The following is a 21,537-nucleotide window of genomic DNA, read 5'->3' as shown; positions in this document are numbered from 1 at the left end:
CCAAAGCCTAGAAGGGATAGCTCATGCCCAGCCAAAAACTCCTATCGATATAATCCTTGTCTGCCGCCACCCCCTCCCAGGGGGATGTTGTCCGGCGCTCGTCATAGAAAAAGCCGAGCTCAAGTGTTATGGGGCCATAAATCTCTTCCGTATCGACAGTAAAGCTGTATGTGTCGATCTCATCCAACCGGCCGACATGGTATCCATCCCGGTACAGCACACGGTCGCTGGTAAAGTAGTAGTCCTTAAGGGCAAGTGAGAGGGTCAGATACTTCGCGATCCACAGTTTTCCGCGCGGGGCGTAACGGAAATCAATATAGTAGGCGTCCCGTTCGAAAGAGGGATCGGAGTCATCGGAAGTTTCGAGCGTTTCGCCGATCGAATCGGCCGCGCGCGCCGGGGCGTCGCTATATCTGTATTCCGCGCTGAAACGCCAGCTCTTGGATGCGTACCAGTAGAATTTGCCGCCGATGTACCACTCCCAATTGTCGTTTTCCATTTGGGGTTGGTTGTAATAACGGATCACCCGTCCCGCCCGGATGTTGAGCCGGTAGGGATAGGAAAACCGGTGGGCGTATTCAAACGCAAAAGTATTATTGGTATACTGGAAGGCGAAATAATCGATCGGTGTCGAGCGGGGAACGTAAGGCGGCCTATCCGACATTTTCCGGATGTAAGAATAGGGTGTAAGGGAATATCCAAAACTCATCCAATCACTGCCCCACACAGGCTGTCTAATATCTATTCGGAAGGAGTCCTTGGATTTATTGTGGTTCGATGTGTACTGAGACCGGATATAAGATACGCCGAGGGTTGTCGGGCCGTATTTGATAAACTTCTTTTCAAAATCCACATCGATTCGAGGCTCGACAACAAGATCATCCACCGTGTTCATCGCGAATTTATGGGGGTTCATGCTATGGCGGAACTCGCTGATATACTCTTCTGAGTAATTGTAGGCGTTGCCGGTATAAAGAAACTTGAGAAAAAAGTTGCCGGAAACCTTTATCGGATTCGCCTTCCTTTTGGGCTTTGCCTTCTTTGTCCCGCTTGTTTTTTTCGAGCTGCTTTTCTTCTTAGGGGGAGTGGGGTCTTGCGCGGAAGATGGAATGAGATCCGTGAGGATCCGGCGGCTCAATGGGATAATGTCCCGTTGAGACGCGGAACCCTCTCCGTAAACGTGACCGGCAGCCAGAATTAAAACAAGTGATGCAAGAACACCCAGGCGACATCGATGGATCATGCTGGTTCGCTCCCCAAGTCAGCGTTTAAATCGGTGCAGACCGATTCCCTGCTGCCTCCCCTCCCGGAGTGCCCTCTCCTCCCCCCTGGGGACACAACTTTGGTTAGATTACATGAATGGCAAGGGATACGAAAGTCCCCCAAAGCCATGTGGATTCTTTTCCCCGCCACGGGAGCTCTTGCGGAGTCTCCATGTTCCGTGTCAGAATGCAGCGGTCCGGGGGCAGGGTGTTGGGTGAGGCATCTAAACCCTAAGGCTTTAATTAACAACTTGTTGGGGATGATGGGATGGGTGAGGTGACCAAAAAAAAGCCTAGGTTTCTCTTTATCGACCAATTCCGTGGATTGATCGGCGTCATGATGTTGTTGGGGCACTGCAATTATTTTTTGAATTCAGTCTGGCACAGCCTCGATCCGCTGGATCCTTTTTTTGCCACCTTCGGCCAGTTCTCCTTGAGATATATGGGTTATCTCTGCGCGCCCGGCTTCCTCTTCATGAACGGTGCGATGACCTGGTACTCGTATCAACGGCGTCGCAAGGCCGGTCAGGGGGACCGGCAGGCCAAATGGCATTTATTGCAGCGCGGGCTTTTTCTCGTTCTCGTGCAAATCACATGGGTGAATTCATCCTGGGGTGGATTCAGCAGCTTCAAGCCGGAACATTTTGGAATCATCGCTACGATCGGCCTGGCGATGTGCTGTTTGGCCCTCCTGGCGAACACCCGCTGGCAAATTCGGCTCGCCGCCGCGCTGGCCGCCTTCCTGATTCATCCCCTTCTGTTAAAGATCCCCTACAATGCCGATTCCTGGCAGATCTATCCGATGCAGCTTCTTGTCGCCGCCGGGGACTTTACAAAGTATCCATTGATCCCCTGGTTTGGTTTGGGGGCGATGGGATCGGTCCTGGCGACGGGGTGGCTCGAAATTTGGAAGACGCCGAAAAAGCGGATAACGATGACTCTTATCATCGGCTTCGCGGCGCTGGCGATCGCCACCGCGATCCGCTTGAGCCGCGGCTATGGAAACATCTTTCCCTTCTCTGAGTTCTTCCAATATTCCTTCTTCCTTGATCAGAAATACCCGCCGAGCCTCTATCACAATATCTGGTTCACCGGCGCGGTCTGCATCATGATGTCCCTCATCATGATTCTTGGAGAAATCATCCCGAGGCTGACCGCCTGGCTGGGTATTGTCGGCCGGGTGCCGCTCTTTTTCTATGCGGTGCATATCGGGATCCTGGGCGTTTTTGTCAAACGGATGGATTTCCACTACCGGGAGTATGCGGTGCTGGGCTCATTTGTCGGATTGGCGGTGATGCTTGTCGTGATGCTGCCGCTGGCGTATTGGTTCGGCGGTGTGAAGCGCCGCAGCAAGAACTACCTGATCCAAATGATTTAAAAGGGTCTCGGCGGATTTGGATGCTTTAGCGAAGCGACCCAGTAGGATCGGGAAAAGGGAGCCGGTGACGGCTCCCTTTTCGCTGGCGGAGGATAGACGGAAATATCACCGCCTCAAGATAATCTCCATGATCACCTGAACTCCCAGAAAGAGCCCAAAGGTGCAGACGATGGCGGCGCCGGTCGGCAGATCAAAGATGTAGCTGGCGCCCGATCCGGTGACCACCGCCACAACGCCGATCCCTAAAATATACAGAAACCGATGGTGTGACCGTTCAAGGAGCCGGATGGCCATCACGCTGGGCACGACCAGAAGCGTAAAGACCAGCAGCACACCGGCGATCTGAACGCTGGATGTCACGACCGTGCCCAGAACCATATAAAAAAGGAAATCCCAGGTACGAAGGGAAAGTCCACGGCTTCGGGCGGCTGCGGAATCTTCAGAGATCAATGTTAAAGATCGGTGCATGCAGACGAGACCGGCGCCGAGAATGCCGTAGAGTACGGCTGTTTTGATCACAACGGGCCAAGTCACCCAAAGGATCGCGCCGACAAGCAGATGGTCGATTTCATCCCCTCCGTGCGGGATCCCCGTCAAAATCAGGATCATTGCAGCGCTGAAGACGACATAGATGATGCCGATGTAGGCTTCCTGAGGAATCCTGGCGTCGTGCGTCCGTGTTCGAGATAAGAGCAATGCGCCGATGAAAGTACTGGCGAGACCGACGATGAAAGCCTTATCGGTGCCGACATCGCTCCCCAGGAGAAGCGCGATCGCCACCCCGAAGGCGGCGATCTGCGCCAGTGCAATATCGACAAAGATGACTCCCCGCCTCACAACATGTGTTCCGAGGTACCCGTGCATGGCGACGAGGATCAGCGTAACGGCCATCGGAGCCGCCATCATTTCAATGAATCCATTCATGGCATTATCCCCGATTCCTTCGCCCGCGCTGAGTCGGACGCCGCCGCGGTTCCCAGCTTGGAGCAAATGTCATCGAACATGTCAAAATAGCCGGCCGCCTCTTCTGTGGATCCAACCGCCGGCGGAAGGATCAAGAAGGGCGCCCCCATGCGATCCGCTGTGTTGCGGGCGGCATCGAGATGATTCCAAGGTGCTGCGATCACGATTGAATTACCGAGATGTTTTCCTTTTTGTATAAGTTCCTCCACATGCTTTGGGGATGGAGCGATACCGGGTCTGTGCTCGATGGCGCAGATTGCGGTGAGGCCAAGCCACTCCGTCAGGTATTCCCATTGTTTGGCATAAACAACAATGGAGTGATTCCTCGCCGGCCGGGCCAGATCCTCCCAGACCGGCAACTTCCCTTCGATCTCCTTCACCAGGGCGGCGGCGCGGGCCCGGTAATCACCGCCGGACTTCGGATCGAGCGTGGCCATCCGCTCGGCCATCAGCGTCGCGACGGCGGCCCCGTTGCGTGGATCGATCAAATAGTGCGGGTTTCCAAGAGGATGGATGTCACCTTCGGCGCGGCTGACGGGGCCTGATGGAATTTCGAGGATATGCGTCAACGCAAGAGAACAATCAAGCTCGCCGCCGCCACCGGATTCGATCCTTGGATTTCTTGCGGTGTTGATCAGCAGGGGCAGCCATCCGATCTCAAGCTCCAGGCCATTATAAATCAACAGATCGGCCTTGCGCAGTTTGCGCGTCAAGGATGGCTTTGCCGGGAGATAGTGGGGATCGCGGTTGCCGGGGCAGAGGACGGAGACGTCAACCGCGTCGCCCCCGACGCGTTGTGCGAGCCATCCCAAGTCGGAAATCGAGGCCACGACCTTTAACTTGGCTTGCGATGCCGGTGCGGCAAACAAGAAGATGGCCGCAACAGTCGTCAATAAATTTGTGATTCGCCTTGGCATATGACACCCCCTAGTACAAGTGCGCCGGATGAGAGCCGATCGTGAAATTCCATTGGAGATAGAATTGCAGATCGTCTTCATCGCCGGCGCGGTCGTCGGAAAAGACTATTTCGGCACGCAAGGCGCTGAACTCGCTCGGAGCAAAGGTGAGATTGAATTTATATTCCCACATTTCCCCGAGGGGGGTTTCAGATTCGTCTTTCTCATGATCAGAATGACCACCAAGAATATCGACCGCTTGGCTGACGGCGCCCCCAAGCCACCAATTCCTGTGAGGGCGATACTGTGTGAAGAAATACCAGCCGAGAGGGCTTCCTTCCTTCTCTTCGGAATCGGGAACGATCAGCTCTGCTGTAAAATTCAATGCGGGCCCTTTGGATTGTCCCGCGGAGACCCACTTATATGTTAGATCCGCTCCGTAGATATTGAGTTGGATCGACTCGCCGGGATGCCTCCCATCCGGGCCCTGAAGCGCCGAGCCGCCGAGCCCCAATGTTGAATTCTGGCCAATGTCCCAAAGGTGATGGGTGCACGCGCCGAAGACGTAATTCTTGTTTGCCGCATCGAAAATCCCGGCCCGCCCATCGACGCCGTAAACCGAGAGATCCGCGTACCATGGAACCGGGATGGTGGCTGTGATCTGGGCGCCGGATTCACTCAGGCTGTGCTCGCCTAGAATTGCGGAAACGCCCAGGGGCGAATGCACAAAGGGGAATTGATGTGTGTGAAGCGGAACATGCTTGCCGAAAGGAAGGAAGAACTTCCCCATCCGGAGGGCGAATCCGGCGGGAAGGGCCCGTCCGTCGATGTAGGCTTCTTCTATGTGAAAGATAAAATCAGCGCTGGTTTCTTCAACCGCTTGATCGTCAGGATTATCTTCCCCGGCATCGTGCGGACTCGCATGCGAATGCGCCGGGTGGCCGGCAATAGTGAGGGCCGCTTTCCAATAGGGATCGACGATGGAGGTGAACCGGGTTTCGGCTTCCTGCACGTTAATATTATTGAATTCGTGATCGGGATTGTCCCGCGAGACCTGTCCCAAGAACAAGCCGTTGACGCTTATGGCCGGATTCATGGAGTTGGAAACACCGGTTGCGGTGCTGGATGACTGAGCCGGCAGAGGCTGAGCGGCGGCTCCCAAGATTGCAAGTATAACAAATACCGCGAGGTAACGCATCATGCGCCTCCTTGGTTACATGTGATGTTTAATCGATGAATGTATTGCGATAAATATCAGGAGAAGGCGGGAGGAGAGCGTCCGCAGCAGGGAACTTGGTCGGCTTCGATCTCCGCCGGAGCTTGAACCGGCGAAAAGGGGAGCCGGATTTGGTTGGTCGTGAGTGTTACGACGACCGTTAGGCTCGCCGGGCTGTTAGAAACGCAAGAGCAGATGGGACAATCGGAATCTTCATGATGATCCATGCACCGACAGCCGTGATGATGGCAATCATGAATGACAATTGCGGCTTGTAAACCCAGAAATGCGAAAAGAGCCGACAGGACAAGGGCCGGTAGTAAAAATCTGGATCTTTTGGCTTCCAGCGGCATCATGTCGGCACACCCATGTCATCCGTCCCGGAAGGATCCGATATAAATGCTCCGAGTTTAGTACAACTCGAACGACTTCTCGGCCATCAGTTCCCGGAAAAGGTAAAGACGAAATTTATAACGCCCCAGCTCCCGGTTGTCGGGAGTAATAGATAGAGAGCTCGTCAGCGTGGTATTTGATGGGTCCGGTGTGACCTCAACCCGCTTCTTGAAGATTGTATCGTCGTTGGGATCGAGCCAAACAAGATGAAAGCTCAAATCGTCGTCTCCGCGGGCGGATACATTCTCGAGATGGATCACGGCCCTCACCTTGGCGTCTTCCATCATCTCAAATGAACGGCTGACACCGGTGCATTGGCCGGTCTTGCTGCTGAACTTCTCGCAGAATGTGATGGTGCAGGTGACATCTCCGGCTATCTTGCCGGGATAAACCAGGGTGGAATCAGCGGTCCAGGTGCCCGACTCCGCCCGGGTAGAACATCCCATGGAGAAGAGGGATCCGCTCGAGAGAACGGCAATCGACAGAAGAAGCGACAGAAGGCTTCGCAGGAAAGGGGTTTGCAGGAGAGTCGTTCTCAAGACAGAGGCTCCTTTTCTAAAGAGAGATTCAATGAACAGTGATGATCCAGCGCAGAATACTCTATCCGCCGGGCCGAAGTCCACAGGTCCCGGGCAATCCGGGATCCGCCGGTCTATATCCTGCAATTATGTTTATGCAATGAATTATTAATTCTAATGTTCGTGTTGTGGTCCACCCGAGTTTTTCAACCGGCAGGAACGATCCCAGGGGGTCACCCCTTGCGTTTTTTCGAAAGAGCCCTGAGGATCCCGATGTGTCTTGCCCGGCGATTCCGCCATTGAGCGGCCGGCTCTTGCCCGCGCCGCTTTACGATGACCGGCATCAGAGGGTATAATAATAGAGGTTCTATCCTTTCCTCGGAGGATGGATCTCAAGGGTTATCGGTATAATCGAAACGGGTACTTATCAATAACAGGGATTTAGGAGTCATGGGTGGGGGTTCTGCGACCCCGCATTGGCGAAACCGGTAGCCCCAGGAGGAGTCCGCCTTGACAGTATTGTGGCTGGCAGTAGCATGCGTCGCCATGCTATGGGGTTTCGAGACGTGGCGCCATCGCCGGGCGTTGAGGGCGATCCCTATTCGCATTCATGTCAACGGAAGCCGCGGGAAATCCTCGGTGACACGCCTCATCGCCTCGGCCATCAATGAATCCGGCAAACGGACCTTCGCCAAGACGACCGGCTCCAAAGCGCGGATGATCTTCCCCGACGGCAGAGAAGAGCCGGTCATCCGTCTCAGCACACCGAATATTTGCGAGCAGATCAATGTGCTCGATCGAGCCCGGCGCGAGAAGGCCGAGGTTATTGTCATGGAATGTATGGCGGTGCGGCCCGATCTGCAGAGGATCTGCGAGAAAAAAATCATGCATTCAACGATCGGCGTGATTACAAACGCCCGCGCGGATCATCTCGACGTGATGGGACCGACGGTCGCCGACGTCGCCGTCGCCCTCTCATCCACGATTCCACGGAAGGGATTGACCGTTGTGGGTTGCAGCCGCCACGCCGGCCTGATGCGCGAGGTCGCCGAGCGCCGTGGCTCGATTTTTGTCGTCGCCGATCCGATGGTCATCCCACCGAACGCCATGGACGGATTTTCTTATCTCGAGCACGAGGAAAATGTCGCCACGACCTTGGCGGTGACGCGGTATCTCAACATCCCCGACGAGGTTGCGATCCGTGGGATGCACAAATCGACCCCTGATGTCGGCGCCTGTACACGCTGGCATCTGACCAGGCTTGGTCGTGAGATCGAATTCATGAATGCCTTCGCGGCCAATGATCTGGAATCAACAATCGCTATTTGGCAGAAGCTTGGATACAGCACCAAGCGGGAAGATATCACCTTCGCGCTGCTGAATCTCCGCGGGGATCGTCTGGATCGATCGCTGCAATTCGCCGAGGCGGTGGAGGACACGATCCGGGCCGACTACTACTTTTTGGTCGGGGATATTCCCAACGCGGTGCAACGGCAATTCGAACGGCAGGTTCCCCGGGACCGGTTGAAAACACTTGGCCGCGTCACACCGAGTGCTATCTTTGACCGGATCGCCGAGTTGAGCCCCACCCGGGCGAGGGTCGGCGGCATTGGTAATATCGGAGGGTTGGGCCACGAAATCCTGGCGTATGTATCACAGCCCATTGTGTCTCAGGATGGAGGTTCGAGTTGTTGATTGCCGAAGCGATTGGTTTGGGCCTTGTCGCAAGTCTTCTTTTTACCGAAGCGGTCGGATTCGCCGCCGGGGGTTTTGTTGTCCCGGGGTATATCGCACTCTTTCTTGACCAGCCGTTGAAACTTTTGGGCACCTCTATCGCCGCCGTCATCACCTTTGTCTGCGTCAAGTTGGCGGGCCGCGTCTTTTTGCTCTACGGCCGGAGGAACCTGGTTCTGGCCGTCCTTCTGGGATTTGTTTTCGGCGCGCTCATGGAGCGGCTTCCGGTGATCGCTTTTACCTCCCGCGAAGGGATATCCGCCATCGGGTACATCATTCCGGGTTTGATTGCCTACTGGATGACCCGCCAGGGAATTATACAAACCGTCGCTGCAATGTTTATTGCCGCCGTCCTTGTTCGCCTTGCACTGATTGTGCTACACGGAGGAGCCCTTCTTGAGGCGAATATTTACTAAAGACATTACTAAAGACATCACAAAAAACCTTCCCTGGACGCGGCGGATCGATGTCTTTTTAGTCGTTTTGGCCCTCATCGGGATTGGGTTTCACATGGCCGCCGAGGCGACGCGGATCTTGAAGCCCCAGCCGCATATGCTTGAGAAGACCCAGGCGGCGACCTGCGCCGTCCGATGTTTCGAGGCGATCCGCCAGGCGCGGATGGGAACGCCCGCCGCGCTGGATGCCGAAAGCGATCCGGCCTCGACCGGACTGGTCGGCCAGGAGTTCACCCAAACGACGACGGATCGGGGTGTCCTCGAAGCGAAGCTGACATCAATCAACCCGAACTTCGCCGCCCTTTTTGTGCAGTACTTCTATGACATTGGATTGAAAGCCGGCGATCCGGTTGCGATCAGTTTCACGGGATCGTTTCCGGCCTTAAATATTTGCATGCTTGCCGCCGCCGAGGAATTGAACCTGAAACCGATCTGTATCACTTCCGTCGGCGCCAGTATGTGGGGGGCCAATGATCCAAAGTTCACATGGCTCGATATGGAGACTTACCTGAGTCGGCAGAGGCTTCTCAAAACGACGAGCGTCGCCGCTTCCCTGGGAGGCAGCAATGACCGCGGTCGAACGCTGAGCCCCATGGGCCGCGGCCTTCTCAGCGAAGCGATTAAGCGCAACGGCGCCGAATTGCTCTATGAGAGGACGCTTGAAGAAGCGGTCCAGCAGCGAATCAGTATCTTCAACCGCGATGCGGGCGAGCGGGGCATCCGCGCCTATGTCAATATCGGTGGCGGCGTCGCCAGTATCGGTAACAGCCAAAATGGGCGGTTGATACAACCCGGGCTCAACCGGGTATTGAAACCGTACAACTGGGCGCAACGGGGCGCCTTGCACTATTATGCGAAGGACCGCATCCCGATCATACACATTTTGAATATTGACGCTCTCGCTGGAATGCATGGATTTCCCGTTGCACCAGGCGTTGTACCGGCGGTGGGAGAGGGGACGATTTATCATAAGGAGTCTTATGATCTTAAAATCGTGATTCCCCTGTTGCTGGTCTATATGATCCTGTGCTTCAGGGTCCTAAGAGCGCGTCAGCGCGCTGTAAAGTCCGCGCGAGAAGTTTCTACACCCGCACCGGTAGCAGCGATAGCGGATCAGCCGGCCGGTGAAAGGAGAGGCGGATGAAGTGGAGTGGTAGGATGAGTGCAGTTTCCTTTTTTATTCCAATGCTGTTGATTCCGATGCTTTTAATTCCATCCAACACTTACGCCGCGTCGAAGCGGATCAAGTCACGGGATCATGCCGGTGTTGTGAAACTTCGGATCGGGAAAAAGTTGACGACCTATTATAAGGCGACGCATGCGAAACCCCTAACGGTACGGGTGAGTGGCCCGATCCCTATCCGCATTCTCAGCCGTTATATCTATCCGGACACCCCCCTGGATGAACAGATGGCGTATCACATGAGTCTGGAAATCGACGGCGTTGAGATCCGGACGGTGGTCGAGACGACAGGCCCGAGCACTCTAAAGTTGAGAGATGGATCGCCGGTGGGGACGCTGCAAGCGTCAGTCGCGCAGATTCCGGCAGGCGATCATCGCATCACGATCCGCCCGGTCGATGAGGGCGCCGCGATCGCCCTTCGGGTGTTCCGGGGATTGAAACAGACAAAGAAGGAGAAGTGGATCTCCTACGCGCCTGAAAAGTATCTGCAGCCGATTGTTCTCAAGGGCACCGATTCGGAAGTGACCTATTATCGTTTTGACGATGAGAATCCCGTGGAAGTGACGATGATCGGCCCGCTCAGCCTCCGCGTTTTAACGCGCATCGATTTCGCGCCGCAGGCCGGCTATACACAGAGCTATGTCGTACGAACCCTGCTCGATGGTGAACACTGGAAGTCCTTTCACCTGCAGGCGCGGGCCAGCCACACGCTGACCTATCCAGACCTTCCGGAAATCAGCCCCGGCCGCAATCAGGAAATCTCGATGCAGGTGGCGGACGGAGAACACAAGATCACGTTATTCCTGACCGGCGCCACGGCCTCGGCGGCGAGTCTTCGTATCCTTGTGCCGGAGAAAGAGCTGCTGCGCGATAGCGGAGGGGTCGGGTTTTAACTATAGGCGCCGGACCGGCGCTCACGTTCCGAATTTCTCCCGTCAGTTGGCGGCTTCGCTCAGCGGTGTGTCCGAAGCGTTCCGCTGCGGCACTACCAGGCCGAGTTTTTTGCAGATGAAATGTGTTATGCTGGAAATGGAATCGAAATTGTCTGCAACCATCTCGTTCTCTTCTACCTGAAGCGAGAATTTCTCTTCGAGAAAAGCGATCACCTCGAGAATACCGGTGGAGTCAACAACCCCCTTCTCCAGAAGGGAACTATCGTCGTTGAGCTTCATCTCATCGACCACATAAAAGCTTTCGGTGATGAAGTTGCGTACTTTCTCTTTGATATCCATACGACATGACTCTCCTTTTATGGCCCAACCTTCTTTTCGACATGATCGACCATTGTCTGGAGCTGAATCTTGGCGATGTCATTGAAGGATTGCCGGATGTACCGGTCATGGAGCAGTTGGGTCGAGAGAACCCCGACGACGGCCATATTGTCTGAATTTGAAAACGGACCGCGGCGCTCCGCCGTCCGGCATTTTTTCCAAAGCCTCCCGACAGCGATCGGATCGAAGATCCCGGCCTTCCGAACAGCCTCCTCGCTCATCATCATGTCGACCCATTCCGGTGCCTTCTCCTCGATAAAAGAAAGGGCATCCGGCGCCCGGTAGGGTTGCTTCTTCCGCCAGCGGACGACGCGAGGCACCAATCCGGCGGCGGCGCGCTTCAGGATATGTTTCTCATCCAGAACATGCAGCTTGTAGGTATCGGGCAGGGAATTGGCGAGAGTGGTCACATTGGGATCGAGGAAGGGGAAGCGGCCCTCCACGGAGTGGGCCATCAACATTCTATCCCCTTGGGACGAAAGTAGATAACCTGATAGCAGGGTACGGCATTCCAGGTACTGGTCCTGGGCGAGAAACGACCATTTGTGGAACGCGGCCGGGAATGAAGCGAGCAGTTCGGTGGCGACATCGCGCCCCGCGACGGCGGTGCGAATCTCTGGGGAGAGGAGTCTCTTGAGAGCGGCGGTTGTCTGCCAGCGCGGGCCGTGGGAGAAACCCGGCTCCCGCCAATGCGCCAGATCCCGCCCAAAAAAAGCAGTTGCCAGATTGCGGGTCGTGACCGGTGATCGGGCGAGATAGGGATAGAGCCGCTCAAGGAGGCGGGGGCGCCATTCCGACTCGGGTTGCCGGGCCCAGAAACGACGGACCTTCGCCTCACGGAAAAGATCGTAGCCGGCGAACATCTCGTCGGCCCCCTCGCCGGTCAGCACGACCTTGATATTCGAATCATGCACGAGCTTTGAAAGGAGGAACAAAGGGGTTGGAGCGGTGCGGAGGATCGGCCGCTCGGTGTGGAGGACCACCAGCGGGAAGGCCTCGGCGATATCCCGCCGGGAAACCATCACCTCATGATGCTCGCTGCCCAGCCGATCCGCCATGATCCGCTGGTAGTCGGTCTCGTCAAACTCGGCGTCTTCAAAGCGCAGGGAATAGGTGCAAAACTTGTCGCCTTTCACGCCGAGACCGAGGGCCGCGACAAGAGAACTGTCAAGACCGCCGGAGAGATAACATCCCACAGGAACATCGGATCGCAAAATTCGAAGACGAACCGCCTCTTCCAGCACCTCACGGACCGCTTCTGTCGCCTCATCGATCGATCCCTGAAATGAGTGCGCGCCGTCATGCGGATAATGAGGCTCATAGAAGCGTTTTTCCGCCATCCCCTCGGCCGTATAGGTTTGGATGCAACCCGGCGGCAGCTCCTCAATGCCTCGAAAGATCGATTGTGGCGGGACAATCGACCAGAATGTAAAAGTTTCCTCCAGGCCTTCAGGATCGAAGGCGCGGGGAATGGAGGGCTCGGCGGCGAAGATGGCCTTCACTTCACTGGCGAAGAAGAGTGAGGACTTGTGCCGGCATATATAGAGAGGACGAATCCCGTGCGGATCCCGCGCGAGAATCAATTTTTTTGATTCTGAATTCCAAAGAGCAAAGGCGAATTGGCCGTTAAAGCGCGCGAAGGCCTCATGACCCCACTCCTCATAGGCGTGGACAATAACCTCGGTATCGCTTTGTGTCCGAAATGAGTGTCCTAGATCAACCAGCTGTCTCCGCAGCTCGACATAATTGTAGATTTCACCGTTGAAGGTGATCCAGAGCTTTTCGTTCTCGTTGCAGAGGGGTTGCTGGCCGGTCACGAGATCGATGATGGAAAGCCGGGCATGCGCCAGTCCGGCGATCTTATCCCGATAGACGCCGAACGCGTCGGGACCCCGGTGGCGGAGAGCGCCGGCCATCCGCCGCAGCGACGCCGTCTCCGGCGGAGCATCGCCTCTGAAATTCACGATGCCGGCGATGCCGCACATTAGACGGTGACCTTGAAGTCCGATACCTCTTGTACAAGCTGGGGAGGCATATGCTGATACTTCGTCGTCCGCCGCTTTGACTCGATATCTTTGTACACCGACGCGATCTGCTGTTCGGTCAAACCCGTCGCCATGGCGACTTCGATGGGCGACACGCCATGGTTGTATCCATAGAGGCAGAGATCCATTTTGTCGTAAGGAAGCGAAAAATAGAACTCTTCCTGTGTTTGTGGCATTGAGTAGGTGTCGGTCGTCGGCGGCCGGTTGCGGATTTCTTCGGGCACATCAAGGTATTTCGCCAATTGATAAACTTGTGTCTTGTAGAGGTGGGCGATCGGCTTGAAATCCGCCGCTCCGTCGCCTTGTTTTACAAAAAATCCCTGATCATACTCAAGACGGTTCGGTGTGCCGGTGACGGCATAGTTCAACCGATCCGCATGATAATATTCCATCGCCTTGCGGAAACGCTGTTTGAAATTGGTCGCCGCGACGAGTTGCAGGTAAGCCTTCGGCGAGAGCCGGACGGTATACTCCGCCCCATCCGGCGGGTGGATGGTGAGGTGATAGACATTCAGGCGATCACCCTCGAGGATCGACGGCAGGACCAGCTTGCACCGGTATCCATCTCCATATTCAGGCGCCACATCGCGGATCGCCTCGATCTGGCGGGCATAGCAACCGACCGCCTCCAGCGCGGGCGCCAGATCCTCCACAAGGGTCTCGATGCCGAGGCTATCAGCGAGGGAGCGGCCCAGCGCGAGGGAGTCGCCGCTCGAGTCCCGCTCCGGCATGAAGATTCCAAAGACCCGCTCGGGCCCCAGCGCCTTGACACAAAGGGCCGCGGCCACCGAGCTGTCGATTCCGCCGGAAAGTCCGATGACCGCCCCCCGCCGGTGCATGGTCCCCAAAACCTGATATCGAATCGCCTCTGTAATTTCCTCGGTGGCGACCGCTGAATCGATCCTCAAAACACTCTTTTTAAACATCGTTCCCCCGAAATTTGTTCATGAGCTATCGGACCGGGCCGGATTCCGGCCATTCGGTATTCCGTAACTACTTATCGGATGGAGAGGTCGACCTGTTTAACCGTCTGTTGGATCGGTGTTTTTGCCGTAAAAACCCAATTAGGCGCGGCGGCCTTGCGCGCGGCGGGGGTTCCCTGGCTGGGATCCCTTGGCAGGAAAGCCCCGGCTCTTGCCAAAGGGGACGATAAGAGTTAAGAATGGCAAGTTCCTCGGGGGCGTTTTTCGAGGCCCCATGATTCATATCTGATCCAAAATACAGATGTACACGGATTGAGCCCGGCTGGGTTCCCTTTCAGCCCGGGGCTTCCGCACATGGAGAACAATGACTTTGACTAATCTATCCCCTTCATCAACGGCGAACCTTCGCAACATCGCCATTATCGCGCACGTCGATCACGGCAAGACCACCCTCGTGGACGAGATCATGAAGCAGTGTCACCTGTTCCGAGAGGGTCAGGAGGTGATCGAACGCATGCTGGACTCAAACGACCTGGAGCGAGAACGGGGCATTACCATCCGCTCCAAGAACATCGCCGTGAACTATGGCGACACGCGCATCAACATCATCGACACGCCCGGCCACTCGGATTTCGGCGGCGAGGTCGAGCGGGTGTTGAAGATGGCCGACGGCGTCCTGCTGTTGGTCGACGCTTTCGAGGGGCCCATGCCCCAAACTCGTTTTGTCCTTCAGAAGGCGCTGCAACTGCATCTGCGGCCTATCGTCGTTATCAACAAGGTAGACCGCGAGGGGTCAAGGCCCCTGGAAGTACAAGAGGAAGTGCTGGATCTCTTTATCGAGCTGGATGCCGATGACGAGCAGCTTGAGTTCCCTACCGTCTACGCCGCGGGCCGGGATGGCTGGGCCATCGCCGAGTTGAAGGACGAGCGCAAGGACCTAACGCCCCTGCTCGAGATGATCGTTGAGCATATACCGGCGCCGGTCAGGAACGAGGGGCCCGTTCAGATGCTCTGCACGGCCCTTGACCACAGCGATTACGTCGGCCGCATCGGCATCGGGCGCGTCTTCCGGGGCTGCCTGAAAGTGGGGGAGCCCGTCGCCGTCATCAAGAGGGACGGCAGCTCGCGCAGCGCCATGATTACCCAACTCTTCCTCTTCGAGGGTTTGGGCCGCCGCGAGGTGGCGCAGGCCGATTGCGGCGACATCTGCGCGGTTGTGGGTCTGGCCGATGTGGAAATTGGCGACACCCTGGCCGATCCCCTGCAGCCCGATCCCCTGCCGCTGATCGCTATGGATGAGCCCACCCTCACCATGAGTTTCTTGGTCAACACAAGTCCCTTCTTCGGGAAGGAAGGGCGCTACTGCTCGAGCCGCCATTTACGGGAACGTCTCTTCAAGGAGACCGAACGCGACATGGCCCTGCGCGTGGAAAACACATCCAGCCCCGATGAATTCAAGGTGTCAGGCCGGGGGATCCTGCATTTATCGATTCTAATGGAGAATATGCGGCGGGAAGGCTACGAATTCATGGTCGGTCAGCCGCGGGTTATCTATAAGGAGATCAATGGGAAAAAAGCCGAGCCCGTGGAAGTGCTGACCGTCGATGTGGCGGCCGAACACGCCGGCACGGTCATTGAACACCTGGGCACCCGCCGAGCCGAGATGATGCAGATGGTGAATCGCGAGGGGCGCAGCCTCATCAAGTTCCACGTGCCCAGCCGCGGCCTCATCGGTTTCCGCAGCCGCATGTTGCAGGCCACCTCGGGGGAGATCGTTCTCAACCACCGCTTCCTTCAATACGAGTATTTCAAAGGCTCCATTCCCCAACGCCAGACAGGCAGCATCATCTCCATGGCCCAGGGCCCGGCGGTTCCCTTCGCCCTGGACGCGCTCCAAAGCCGCGGCCGATTCTTCATCGAGCCGGGGGATAAACTCTACATCGGCCAGGTGATCGGCGAGAGCCCCAAGGAAGGGGATATCGTCGTCAATGCCCAAAAGACCAAGAAGCTGACGAATATGCGCGCGGCCGCCTCCGACCGGAGCCTCAAGGTCGCGCCGGCCGCAAAAATGAGTCTGGAGGATTGCCTGGAACACGTGGGCGCGGACGAGTATGTGGAGGTGACCCCGGCCAGCATCCGCATGCGCAAGGCCCTGCTCGACGTGCACGACCGCAAACGCTCCGAGCGGGCATCGGCCAAACTCGAGGTGGATTGAACGTAGAAATAAGGAAGTCCGAGGTCCTCATGCATCTACCCAGGAAATTTCTTGTCACCATCTGCCTCCTCTGCGCGCCCGCCCTGGCCTTGGCCCATTCGGCGACAAAAATCCCCATCATCGTCGATACGGACATGGCTCTGGATGATATCCGGGCGATCGTTCTGTTGAGCCAGTACGAGGGGGTGAATCTGCTGGCCGGCATAACCTCTGACGGCGCCTGCGCGCCTGAAACCGGAGCGGTGAATCTGCGCCGCATCGTGTCTCGAGTAGGATGGGGCCCGGTGCCCGTGGCTGCCGGACGCGCGCTGGAAGGAGATCCGCCCCCCTGGCGTCCCCTGGCCGAATCCATGGGCTGGTCCGACCTCGGCGAGACGTTGGAGACCACACCCCTCACAACACACAGGGATGGGTTCGAACTGCTATCGGAGACGCTGGCCCGACAGGACAATGTGATTTATATCTGCTTGGGGCCCTTGAGCAATCTGGCGGATCTTCTCCTCCGCGACCCGTCGTTGGCGGAACGGATCGCCGTGGTTCAATACTATGGATCTCCACCGGACAGCCCGGAGCCCTCATGGAACACGGCGCGGGATCTGGAATCGGCGAAACGCGTCTTCGCTGCCGGCCTGCGGATTCGCTGCCTGCAGCTCCCGGATGATCAACTTCTGCGCTACGACAAGGATTTGGCCGATGCCGTCTGTGGTCTTGGAGGGACCGCGTCGGATCTGTTGTGTGCGATCCACAGTTCCGACAGGGTACAAGCGCTTGTTACAGACGGACACTTCCGCTGTTGGGACGAGGCGGCTGTGCTGGACCTTCTCTTTCCAGAACTCTTTGCCTGGCAGCCCGCGGCCAGTGGGGCCGGATTGGAATGGCACTTCGACCTCGCGCTGGGCCGTCAGCGATATCTTGACCTTCTCGCTGGAGATTTGAGCATGAAACATGGGCACCGCCATACGGTTAATCTGCGCGCCTTCCCCACGGAACCCGAGCAGCTCCGGGCCGACGTCGCCGCCATCGCCGAGGAAACTTTGTCGCGGCATGGAAGAGAGGAATGGAACACCATACTGCTGACCAATGAGCTGCATCGTCACTTGGGCATTTACTCGATCCTGGGCGCCAAAATGGGCATCCGCGCCCGCGAGTTGCTGGCCGGGGGGCTTGATGATCTGAGTGTTGTCAGCTGCGCCGGATCGACGCCGCCTCTCAGCTGTCTCACCGACGGCCTCCAGGTGGCCACCGGCGCCACGCTGGGCCGGGGCACGATCTCGGTTCATCCGCAGGAAAGCCGGCCGGGAGCCACCTTCCGCAACGGTGAGCAGGCTGTCGATCTGCAGATCAAAGACGATGTCATTGCTCAAATTCGGGCGGATATCCAGAAGTGCATCGACGAGCATGGCGCCCTGACCCCAGCCTATTGGTCCGCCGTGCGCGCGCTGGCTCTTCGTTATTGGCTGGAGATGGACCGCGCCCGGATTTTTAAAGAGGTCTGGCTTAAGGATGGCCGGTAATCACTCCCGTACCAGCTCGACGCGCCGGTTCTGGGCGCGGCCCAGTTCCGTCTCATTATCGGCCACAGGTTTTGATTCCCCGAATCCAGCGCTCTTCAGCCGGCCTTCGCCAATCCCTCCGGAGACCAGGTGGGCTTTGACGGAATCGGCTCTCTTTTGAGATAAAGCCAGATTGTGTTCGTCGGAACCCAGGGCGTCGGTGTGCCCTTCGATGGTCAATATCCAGTCCGGCTCGGTCCGCAGGAGTTCAAGGACTTGGTCCAGGACAGGTTTGGATTCCGATTTAATGACTGCGGAATCGGTATCGAAGAGGATGCCGTACAACCGCGCCCGCTTTTCAGCACTTAACTGTTTTTTCAATTCACCGCCCACCGATCCGGACCAGTGGGGGCAGCCCCCGACTTCAGCAGAGATCTTTTTCCCCTCCCAACTACCGTTGGGGGCCTCATTTTCCCCACCCCAAAACCACCAGAAGCCTTGGAAGGTCTTGCCATCGGGGGTGAAGACCATGACCGCCGGGCCGCGGTCGTCTGGGCCGCCACCCTCCCGCCAGGTGATCTTCATCACCCGGCCTTCAATCGTTCCTTCCAGGAGTCCTTCATCGTACTCATAACATCCGGTCAGGGCTGTGCCCTGCTGCAGAACGTGAAAGTTGGAATAACTGGTTTCATAGGTCCCGGAAATGTTGCCCGGAGGAGCCATGGCCGGCTTTTCGCCGAATCCCTGAAAGGAGAAGAGCTCCGTCCATGCCTCGCTGCCTTGGTTGTTCCGGATGGTCAAACGCACCCAGCGGGCGGGCGTTTTTGTTCTGGCCGGGAAACTCTGCCGGCCGGTCAGGTCGGCCAGGGTGGTTTCCAGAACCGTTGTATAACCGGTCTGGGCCGAAGTGTTGGACACCTCAACGAGGACCTCCTTGGCGCCGGCGCCCTCGGCATCCACAGCGGCGTTGTCGAATTCAAAACGCTCCAGGGTGGTGGTTTCCACAAGCTCAAAGACAAAAACATTATTGCTGATGTTGCCTTCTTCACAGGCCCATCCGGTATTCGGACTGTCATCCAGCAATAAATGAGCGGACCAGCTGCCATAGGTGGCGGGAATGACCACGGGAAGCGCGCCTTCCTGCAAGGAGAGCATATTGACGGGCTCACCCGCGGCCGGGGCGGGGGTGAAGAGAAGGCCGGCGATGGAAATGCCGGCAAATAGAAGACGAGTGAAAAAATTGAAACGAATCGTTAAATGCTTTTTCATAGTGCCTCCGGCCGCCGCGACGATCCCCAGCCGGGCGGCTATAAGAGCCTTTCGCAAAAGCATAGAAACACTCCTAAATTTCCACAATACATATATCAAAATCAAATCAACATTCTATACTATTTATTGATGGGACCGAGGCCGCCGGTAAATTCGGCGCCACTGCCGGCTACCGGCTGCGCGGGAGCGGTTGATGCGATGAGGTTATGATGAATGAGCAACTCGAATTTTTAAAAGCCATCGCCACACGCCTTGATTCCGCGGGGATCGCGTACATGATCACAGGATCTATGGCCCTGGCGTTGTACGCCCAGCCTAGGATGACGCGGGACATTGACTTGGTTGTTGAATGCCACCCCAAAGATTCAGGAACCATTTTTGATTTATTCAAGCCGGATTGCTACGTGGAGCTTGAATCCATTCGAGGTGCGGTGAAGACGCGGGGAATGTTCAACGTCATTCACAATGAATGGATTATCAAGGCTGATTTTATCGTTCGCAAAGATACTGATTATCGGAATGAGGAATTTCGACGGCGTCGACATTTTGAGATCGAGGGTGTCTCGGTCTGTTTCGTGGCGCCCGAAGACTTGATTTTGTCAAAACTTGTGTGGGCGCGGGAGGCAAACTCGGAAACCCAGCGGAAAGATGTTCGTTCCATCGTACAATCGGGTCTGGATCTCGATTGGGAATATATTGAGCGATGGGCGGCGGAACTCGGCGTGCAGAAACTGGTCGGCGAGGCACGGCGGCCATGAAAGATACCCCATCGGCGGTTCAAGCGCGTTTCCACCGGCAATTGCTGGCGCGGTCGGCGGAAGAACGGCTGGGGATGGCTTGCCGGATGTTTTCCACGGCAAAGAAACTAGCTCAGGCGGCCATCGACAAGACGGGGATCAGAAGTCGGAGTGAAATCAATGTGATGCTTTTTCTGAGAATGTACGGACAGGACTTTGGTGAAGCGGAGCGGAATAAAATCCTGGCTTGGCTCAGAGCGACCGAGCCCCGGTAGGGGACCGCGATTCGAGTTGTTATAAGATATGATATCGCCGCCGGAGATTTTCTCCAGCGGCGATGTTTTTAAACCGCTCTCCGTGGAGAGCAGCGGGATGATCCCAGCTAGACCTTCTCTTTTGCCGGGGCGCCGGCGCAGCAGCCGGGTGAGCCCTTGAACTTGCCGCAGCTATCGCACTTTTCGCGACCCTCAGCTTTGCAGCACTTCTCGCCGCCCGCGATCTCGCCACAATGGGAACAGAGCGATACGGTGCCTTCGGCATCCTTAGGGAGGTTGCAGCAGCCGGGCGAGCCCTTGAACTTGCCGCAGGCCTCACACTTTTCACGACCCTCGGCCTTGCAGCACTTCTCGCCGCCCGCGATCTCACCACAGTGGGCGCAGAGGGTCATTTCTGCGTCGGCCTTCTGCGCTTGGGTGCAGGTTGAGTCGCCGGCCGCCTGTGTTTTGGAGCTACACGATGATTTTGATCCGCACGTTGCCTTGTCTCCCGCAAACGCGCCTGTCGCCGTCAGCAACAACAGCCCGAGGGCTAGAACCATAGTGAGTCCGGCCAGTTGGTTGAATCTTTTCATTATTGTCTCCTTGGGGCCGTTGGCCCGGGATGGTTTGTGAACTTCAAGGGAGCCGTCACGCCGGCGCTTCGGTGTGACAGCCGGCCAAAGAATCGTCCCCTTTGCCTGGGATCGTCCTCTCGATGAATGATATACACTAATCATATGAATTAGGTGCATGAATTTGTGCCTTTGTTGCCCCAAAAGAATCCATTTTTGTAGATTATTACGGATGGGGGAGGGGCGCCGCCGGGCCAGGAGTGATGGATTTGGGGCGGTAGAGAGACAGGATCGCTATATGGTGTAGTCGGGCGATTCCGGTTGAAGACTCTGTTGGCGGAGATCCTCAATGGTCGTCGAGTCGAGGACTCCCAGGATAGCCTTCTCTATATTCTCCCAAGTTACACGGGTGGAGCAGATTACCTGAGTGGAACAATGGTCCGGTTCGTCCAAACAACTGAGGAGAATCGGGGTTCCCTCCAGGGCCAGAAAGGGATCCTTGAGCGTCATCTGTGCGGGTGGCCTGGTGAGGAGATACCCACCGTTGTTGCCCCGGACGGCCCGGACGATGCCGGCAGCTTTAAGTGTCGCAATGACTTGCTCAAGATATTTTAGCGAAATATTCTGGTTGGTCGAGATCTGCTTCAATGATATGGGGATATTCGGGTAGCCCTTTGCCAGTTCGGCCAAGGCTCGGAATCCGTATCGCGTTCTTGTTGAAATTCTCATGAAGCCCTTTTCCTATTGAACCCAGTGT

At 56.6% G+C, this 21,537-nt stretch carries 20 protein-coding genes; 9 read left to right on the top strand and 11 right to left on the bottom strand.

Going from position 1 to position 21,537, the window contains the following annotated elements; translation table 11 throughout:
• Positions 1 to 7: 7 nt before the first annotated feature.
• Positions 8 to 1,243: a hypothetical protein gene (locus KJ970_15535; GenBank protein MBU2692334.1), complete on the bottom strand. Its 1,236-nt coding sequence runs from the start codon at positions 1,241 to 1,243 to the stop codon at positions 8 to 10.
• A gap of 296 nt (positions 1,244 to 1,539) precedes the next feature.
• On the opposite strand from KJ970_15535, the gene KJ970_15530 reads away from it, so the two are divergent.
• The gene (locus KJ970_15530) at positions 1,540 to 2,640 is read left to right on the top strand and encodes a DUF1624 domain-containing protein (GenBank protein MBU2692333.1); all 1,101 of its coding nucleotides are present in this window, start codon (positions 1,540 to 1,542) and stop codon (positions 2,638 to 2,640) included.
• 105 nt (positions 2,641 to 2,745) lie between these two features.
• Here the strand turns inward: KJ970_15530 and KJ970_15525 are convergent, their stop codons facing one another.
• The 4 genes from KJ970_15525 to KJ970_15510 form a co-directional block, all read right to left on the bottom strand.
• Positions 2,746 to 3,546, bottom strand: a complete 801-nt coding sequence (locus KJ970_15525) for a metal ABC transporter permease (protein ID MBU2692332.1) — start codon at positions 3,544 to 3,546, stop codon at positions 2,746 to 2,748.
• 14 nt (positions 3,547 to 3,560) lie between these two features.
• Complete coding sequence (locus KJ970_15520) at positions 3,561 to 4,520, bottom strand: metal ABC transporter substrate-binding protein (GenBank protein MBU2692331.1); 960 nt, start codon at positions 4,518 to 4,520, stop codon at positions 3,561 to 3,563.
• 10 nt (positions 4,521 to 4,530) lie between these two features.
• Positions 4,531 to 5,700 carry a hypothetical protein gene (locus KJ970_15515; GenBank protein MBU2692330.1) on the bottom strand — a complete coding sequence of 390 codons (1,170 nt, stop codon included), beginning with the start codon at positions 5,698 to 5,700 and terminating at the stop codon, positions 4,531 to 4,533.
• A 425-nt stretch (positions 5,701 to 6,125) separates the two neighbouring features.
• Positions 6,126 to 6,647: a hypothetical protein gene (locus tag KJ970_15510; protein ID MBU2692329.1), complete on the bottom strand. Its 522-nt coding sequence runs from the start codon at positions 6,645 to 6,647 to the stop codon at positions 6,126 to 6,128.
• A 489-nt stretch (positions 6,648 to 7,136) separates the two neighbouring features.
• Between KJ970_15510 and pgsB the strand changes: the two genes are divergently transcribed.
• From pgsB to KJ970_15490, 4 genes are read left to right on the top strand one after another with little or no spacing between them, the layout of a single operon-like run.
• Entirely contained in the window at positions 7,137 to 8,321 is a 1,185-nt protein-coding gene (pgsB, locus tag KJ970_15505; GenBank protein ID MBU2692328.1) for a poly-gamma-glutamate synthase PgsB, read from the top strand.
• A complete protein-coding gene (gene pgsC / locus KJ970_15500; GenBank protein ID MBU2692327.1) occupies positions 8,315 to 8,776 on the top strand; it encodes a poly-gamma-glutamate biosynthesis protein PgsC in 462 nt (153 codons plus the stop codon). Before pgsB ends, pgsC begins: the two co-directional genes overlap by 7 nt.
• Positions 8,757 to 9,959 carry a poly-gamma-glutamate system protein gene (gene pgsW / locus KJ970_15495; protein ID MBU2692326.1) on the top strand — a complete coding sequence of 401 codons (1,203 nt, stop codon included), beginning with the start codon at positions 8,757 to 8,759 and terminating at the stop codon, positions 9,957 to 9,959. Before pgsC ends, pgsW begins: the two co-directional genes overlap by 20 nt.
• Before the next feature lie 56 nt (positions 9,960 to 10,015).
• Complete coding sequence (locus KJ970_15490; GenBank protein ID MBU2692325.1) at positions 10,016 to 10,891, top strand: hypothetical protein; 876 nt, start codon at positions 10,016 to 10,018, stop codon at positions 10,889 to 10,891.
• Positions 10,892 to 10,933: 42 nt separating this feature from the next.
• Here KJ970_15490 and KJ970_15485 read toward each other — a convergent pair whose 3' ends face one another.
• Genes KJ970_15485 through nadE form a run of 3 tightly spaced genes read right to left on the bottom strand, consistent with a single transcriptional unit; the run spans position 10,934 to position 14,240 of the window.
• The gene (locus KJ970_15485) at positions 10,934 to 11,230 is read right to left on the bottom strand and encodes an acyl carrier protein (protein ID MBU2692324.1); all 297 of its coding nucleotides are present in this window, start codon (positions 11,228 to 11,230) and stop codon (positions 10,934 to 10,936) included.
• A gap of 17 nt (positions 11,231 to 11,247) precedes the next feature.
• The gene (gene asnB / locus KJ970_15480) at positions 11,248 to 13,254 is read right to left on the bottom strand and encodes an asparagine synthase (glutamine-hydrolyzing) (GenBank protein MBU2692323.1); all 2,007 of its coding nucleotides are present in this window, start codon (positions 13,252 to 13,254) and stop codon (positions 11,248 to 11,250) included.
• Positions 13,254 to 14,240 (bottom strand): NAD(+) synthase, encoded by a 987-nt coding sequence (gene nadE, locus KJ970_15475; protein ID MBU2692322.1) that lies wholly within the window; start codon positions 14,238 to 14,240, stop codon positions 13,254 to 13,256. Before nadE ends, asnB begins: the two co-directional genes overlap by 1 nt.
• Before the next feature lie 361 nt (positions 14,241 to 14,601).
• On the opposite strand from nadE, the gene typA reads away from it, so the two are divergent.
• Positions 14,602 to 16,452: a translational GTPase TypA gene (gene typA / locus KJ970_15470; GenBank protein ID MBU2692321.1), complete on the top strand. Its 1,851-nt coding sequence runs from the start codon at positions 14,602 to 14,604 to the stop codon at positions 16,450 to 16,452.
• A gap of 29 nt (positions 16,453 to 16,481) precedes the next feature.
• Positions 16,482 to 17,966: a nucleoside hydrolase gene (locus KJ970_15465; protein ID MBU2692320.1), complete on the top strand. Its 1,485-nt coding sequence runs from the start codon at positions 16,482 to 16,484 to the stop codon at positions 17,964 to 17,966.
• On the opposite strand, the gene KJ970_15460 is transcribed toward KJ970_15465, so the two are convergent.
• On the bottom strand, positions 17,967 to 19,277 hold the full coding sequence (locus KJ970_15460; GenBank protein MBU2692319.1) for an OmpA family protein: 1,311 nt from the start codon (positions 19,275 to 19,277) through the stop codon (positions 17,967 to 17,969).
• Between the two features lie 143 nt (positions 19,278 to 19,420).
• Here KJ970_15460 and KJ970_15455 point away from each other — a divergent pair, with 143 nt between their 5' ends.
• Positions 19,421 to 19,972 carry a hypothetical protein gene (locus KJ970_15455; protein MBU2692318.1) on the top strand — a complete coding sequence of 184 codons (552 nt, stop codon included), beginning with the start codon at positions 19,421 to 19,423 and terminating at the stop codon, positions 19,970 to 19,972.
• Entirely contained in the window at positions 19,969 to 20,226 is a 258-nt protein-coding gene (locus KJ970_15450; GenBank protein MBU2692317.1) for a hypothetical protein, read from the top strand. The genes KJ970_15455 and KJ970_15450 overlap by 4 nt, the downstream gene beginning before the upstream one ends.
• A gap of 107 nt (positions 20,227 to 20,333) precedes the next feature.
• Here the strand turns inward: KJ970_15450 and KJ970_15445 are convergent, their stop codons facing one another.
• Both KJ970_15445 and KJ970_15440 read right to left on the bottom strand, forming a co-directional pair.
• Positions 20,334 to 20,801, bottom strand: a complete 468-nt coding sequence (locus KJ970_15445; protein MBU2692316.1) for a hypothetical protein — start codon at positions 20,799 to 20,801, stop codon at positions 20,334 to 20,336.
• 273 nt (positions 20,802 to 21,074) lie between these two features.
• Positions 21,075 to 21,509, bottom strand: a complete 435-nt coding sequence (locus KJ970_15440; protein ID MBU2692315.1) for an Rrf2 family transcriptional regulator — start codon at positions 21,507 to 21,509, stop codon at positions 21,075 to 21,077.
• Between the last annotated feature and the right edge of the window lie 28 nt (positions 21,510 to 21,537).

The sequence above is a fragment of the Candidatus Eisenbacteria bacterium genome, assembly GCA_018831195.1.
Lineage (GTDB): Bacteria > Eisenbacteria > RBG-16-71-46 > CAIMUX01 > JAHJDP01 > JAHJDP01.
The sequence above is the reverse complement of the archived record's forward strand: the minus strand, read 5'-3'. Positions and strand labels throughout refer to the sequence as shown.

Excerpts from the sequence above, each read along its gene's own strand:
- KJ970_15535 (MBU2692334.1), bottom strand. The coding sequence starts at position 1,243 with ATGATCCATCGATGTCGCCTGGGTGTTCTTGCATCACTTGTTTTAATT.
- KJ970_15525 (MBU2692332.1), bottom strand. The coding sequence starts at position 3,546 with ATGATGGCGGCTCCGATGGCCGTTACGCTGATCCTCGTCGCCATGCAC.
- KJ970_15520 (MBU2692331.1), bottom strand. The coding sequence starts at position 4,520 with ATGCCAAGGCGAATCACAAATTTATTGACGACTGTTGCGGCCATCTTC.
- KJ970_15515 (MBU2692330.1), bottom strand. The coding sequence starts at position 5,700 with ATGATGCGTTACCTCGCGGTATTTGTTATACTTGCAATCTTGGGAGCC.
- KJ970_15490 (MBU2692325.1), top strand. The coding sequence starts at position 10,016 with ATGCTTTTAATTCCATCCAACACTTACGCCGCGTCGAAGCGGATCAAG.
- KJ970_15485 (MBU2692324.1), bottom strand. The coding sequence starts at position 11,230 with ATGGATATCAAAGAGAAAGTACGCAACTTCATCACCGAAAGCTTTTAT.
- asnB (MBU2692323.1), bottom strand. The coding sequence starts at position 13,254 with ATGTGCGGCATCGCCGGCATCGTGAATTTCAGAGGCGATGCTCCGCCG.
- nadE (MBU2692322.1), bottom strand. The coding sequence starts at position 14,240 with ATGTTTAAAAAGAGTGTTTTGAGGATCGATTCAGCGGTCGCCACCGAG.
- typA (MBU2692321.1), top strand. The coding sequence starts at position 14,602 with ATGACTTTGACTAATCTATCCCCTTCATCAACGGCGAACCTTCGCAAC.
- KJ970_15465 (MBU2692320.1), top strand. The coding sequence starts at position 16,482 with ATGCATCTACCCAGGAAATTTCTTGTCACCATCTGCCTCCTCTGCGCG.
- KJ970_15460 (MBU2692319.1), bottom strand. The coding sequence starts at position 19,277 with ATGCTTTTGCGAAAGGCTCTTATAGCCGCCCGGCTGGGGATCGTCGCG.
- KJ970_15455 (MBU2692318.1), top strand. The coding sequence starts at position 19,421 with ATGATGAATGAGCAACTCGAATTTTTAAAAGCCATCGCCACACGCCTT.
- KJ970_15450 (MBU2692317.1), top strand. The coding sequence starts at position 19,969 with ATGAAAGATACCCCATCGGCGGTTCAAGCGCGTTTCCACCGGCAATTG.
- KJ970_15445 (MBU2692316.1), bottom strand. The coding sequence starts at position 20,801 with ATGAAAAGATTCAACCAACTGGCCGGACTCACTATGGTTCTAGCCCTC.
- KJ970_15440 (MBU2692315.1), bottom strand. The coding sequence starts at position 21,509 with ATGAGAATTTCAACAAGAACGCGATACGGATTCCGAGCCTTGGCCGAA.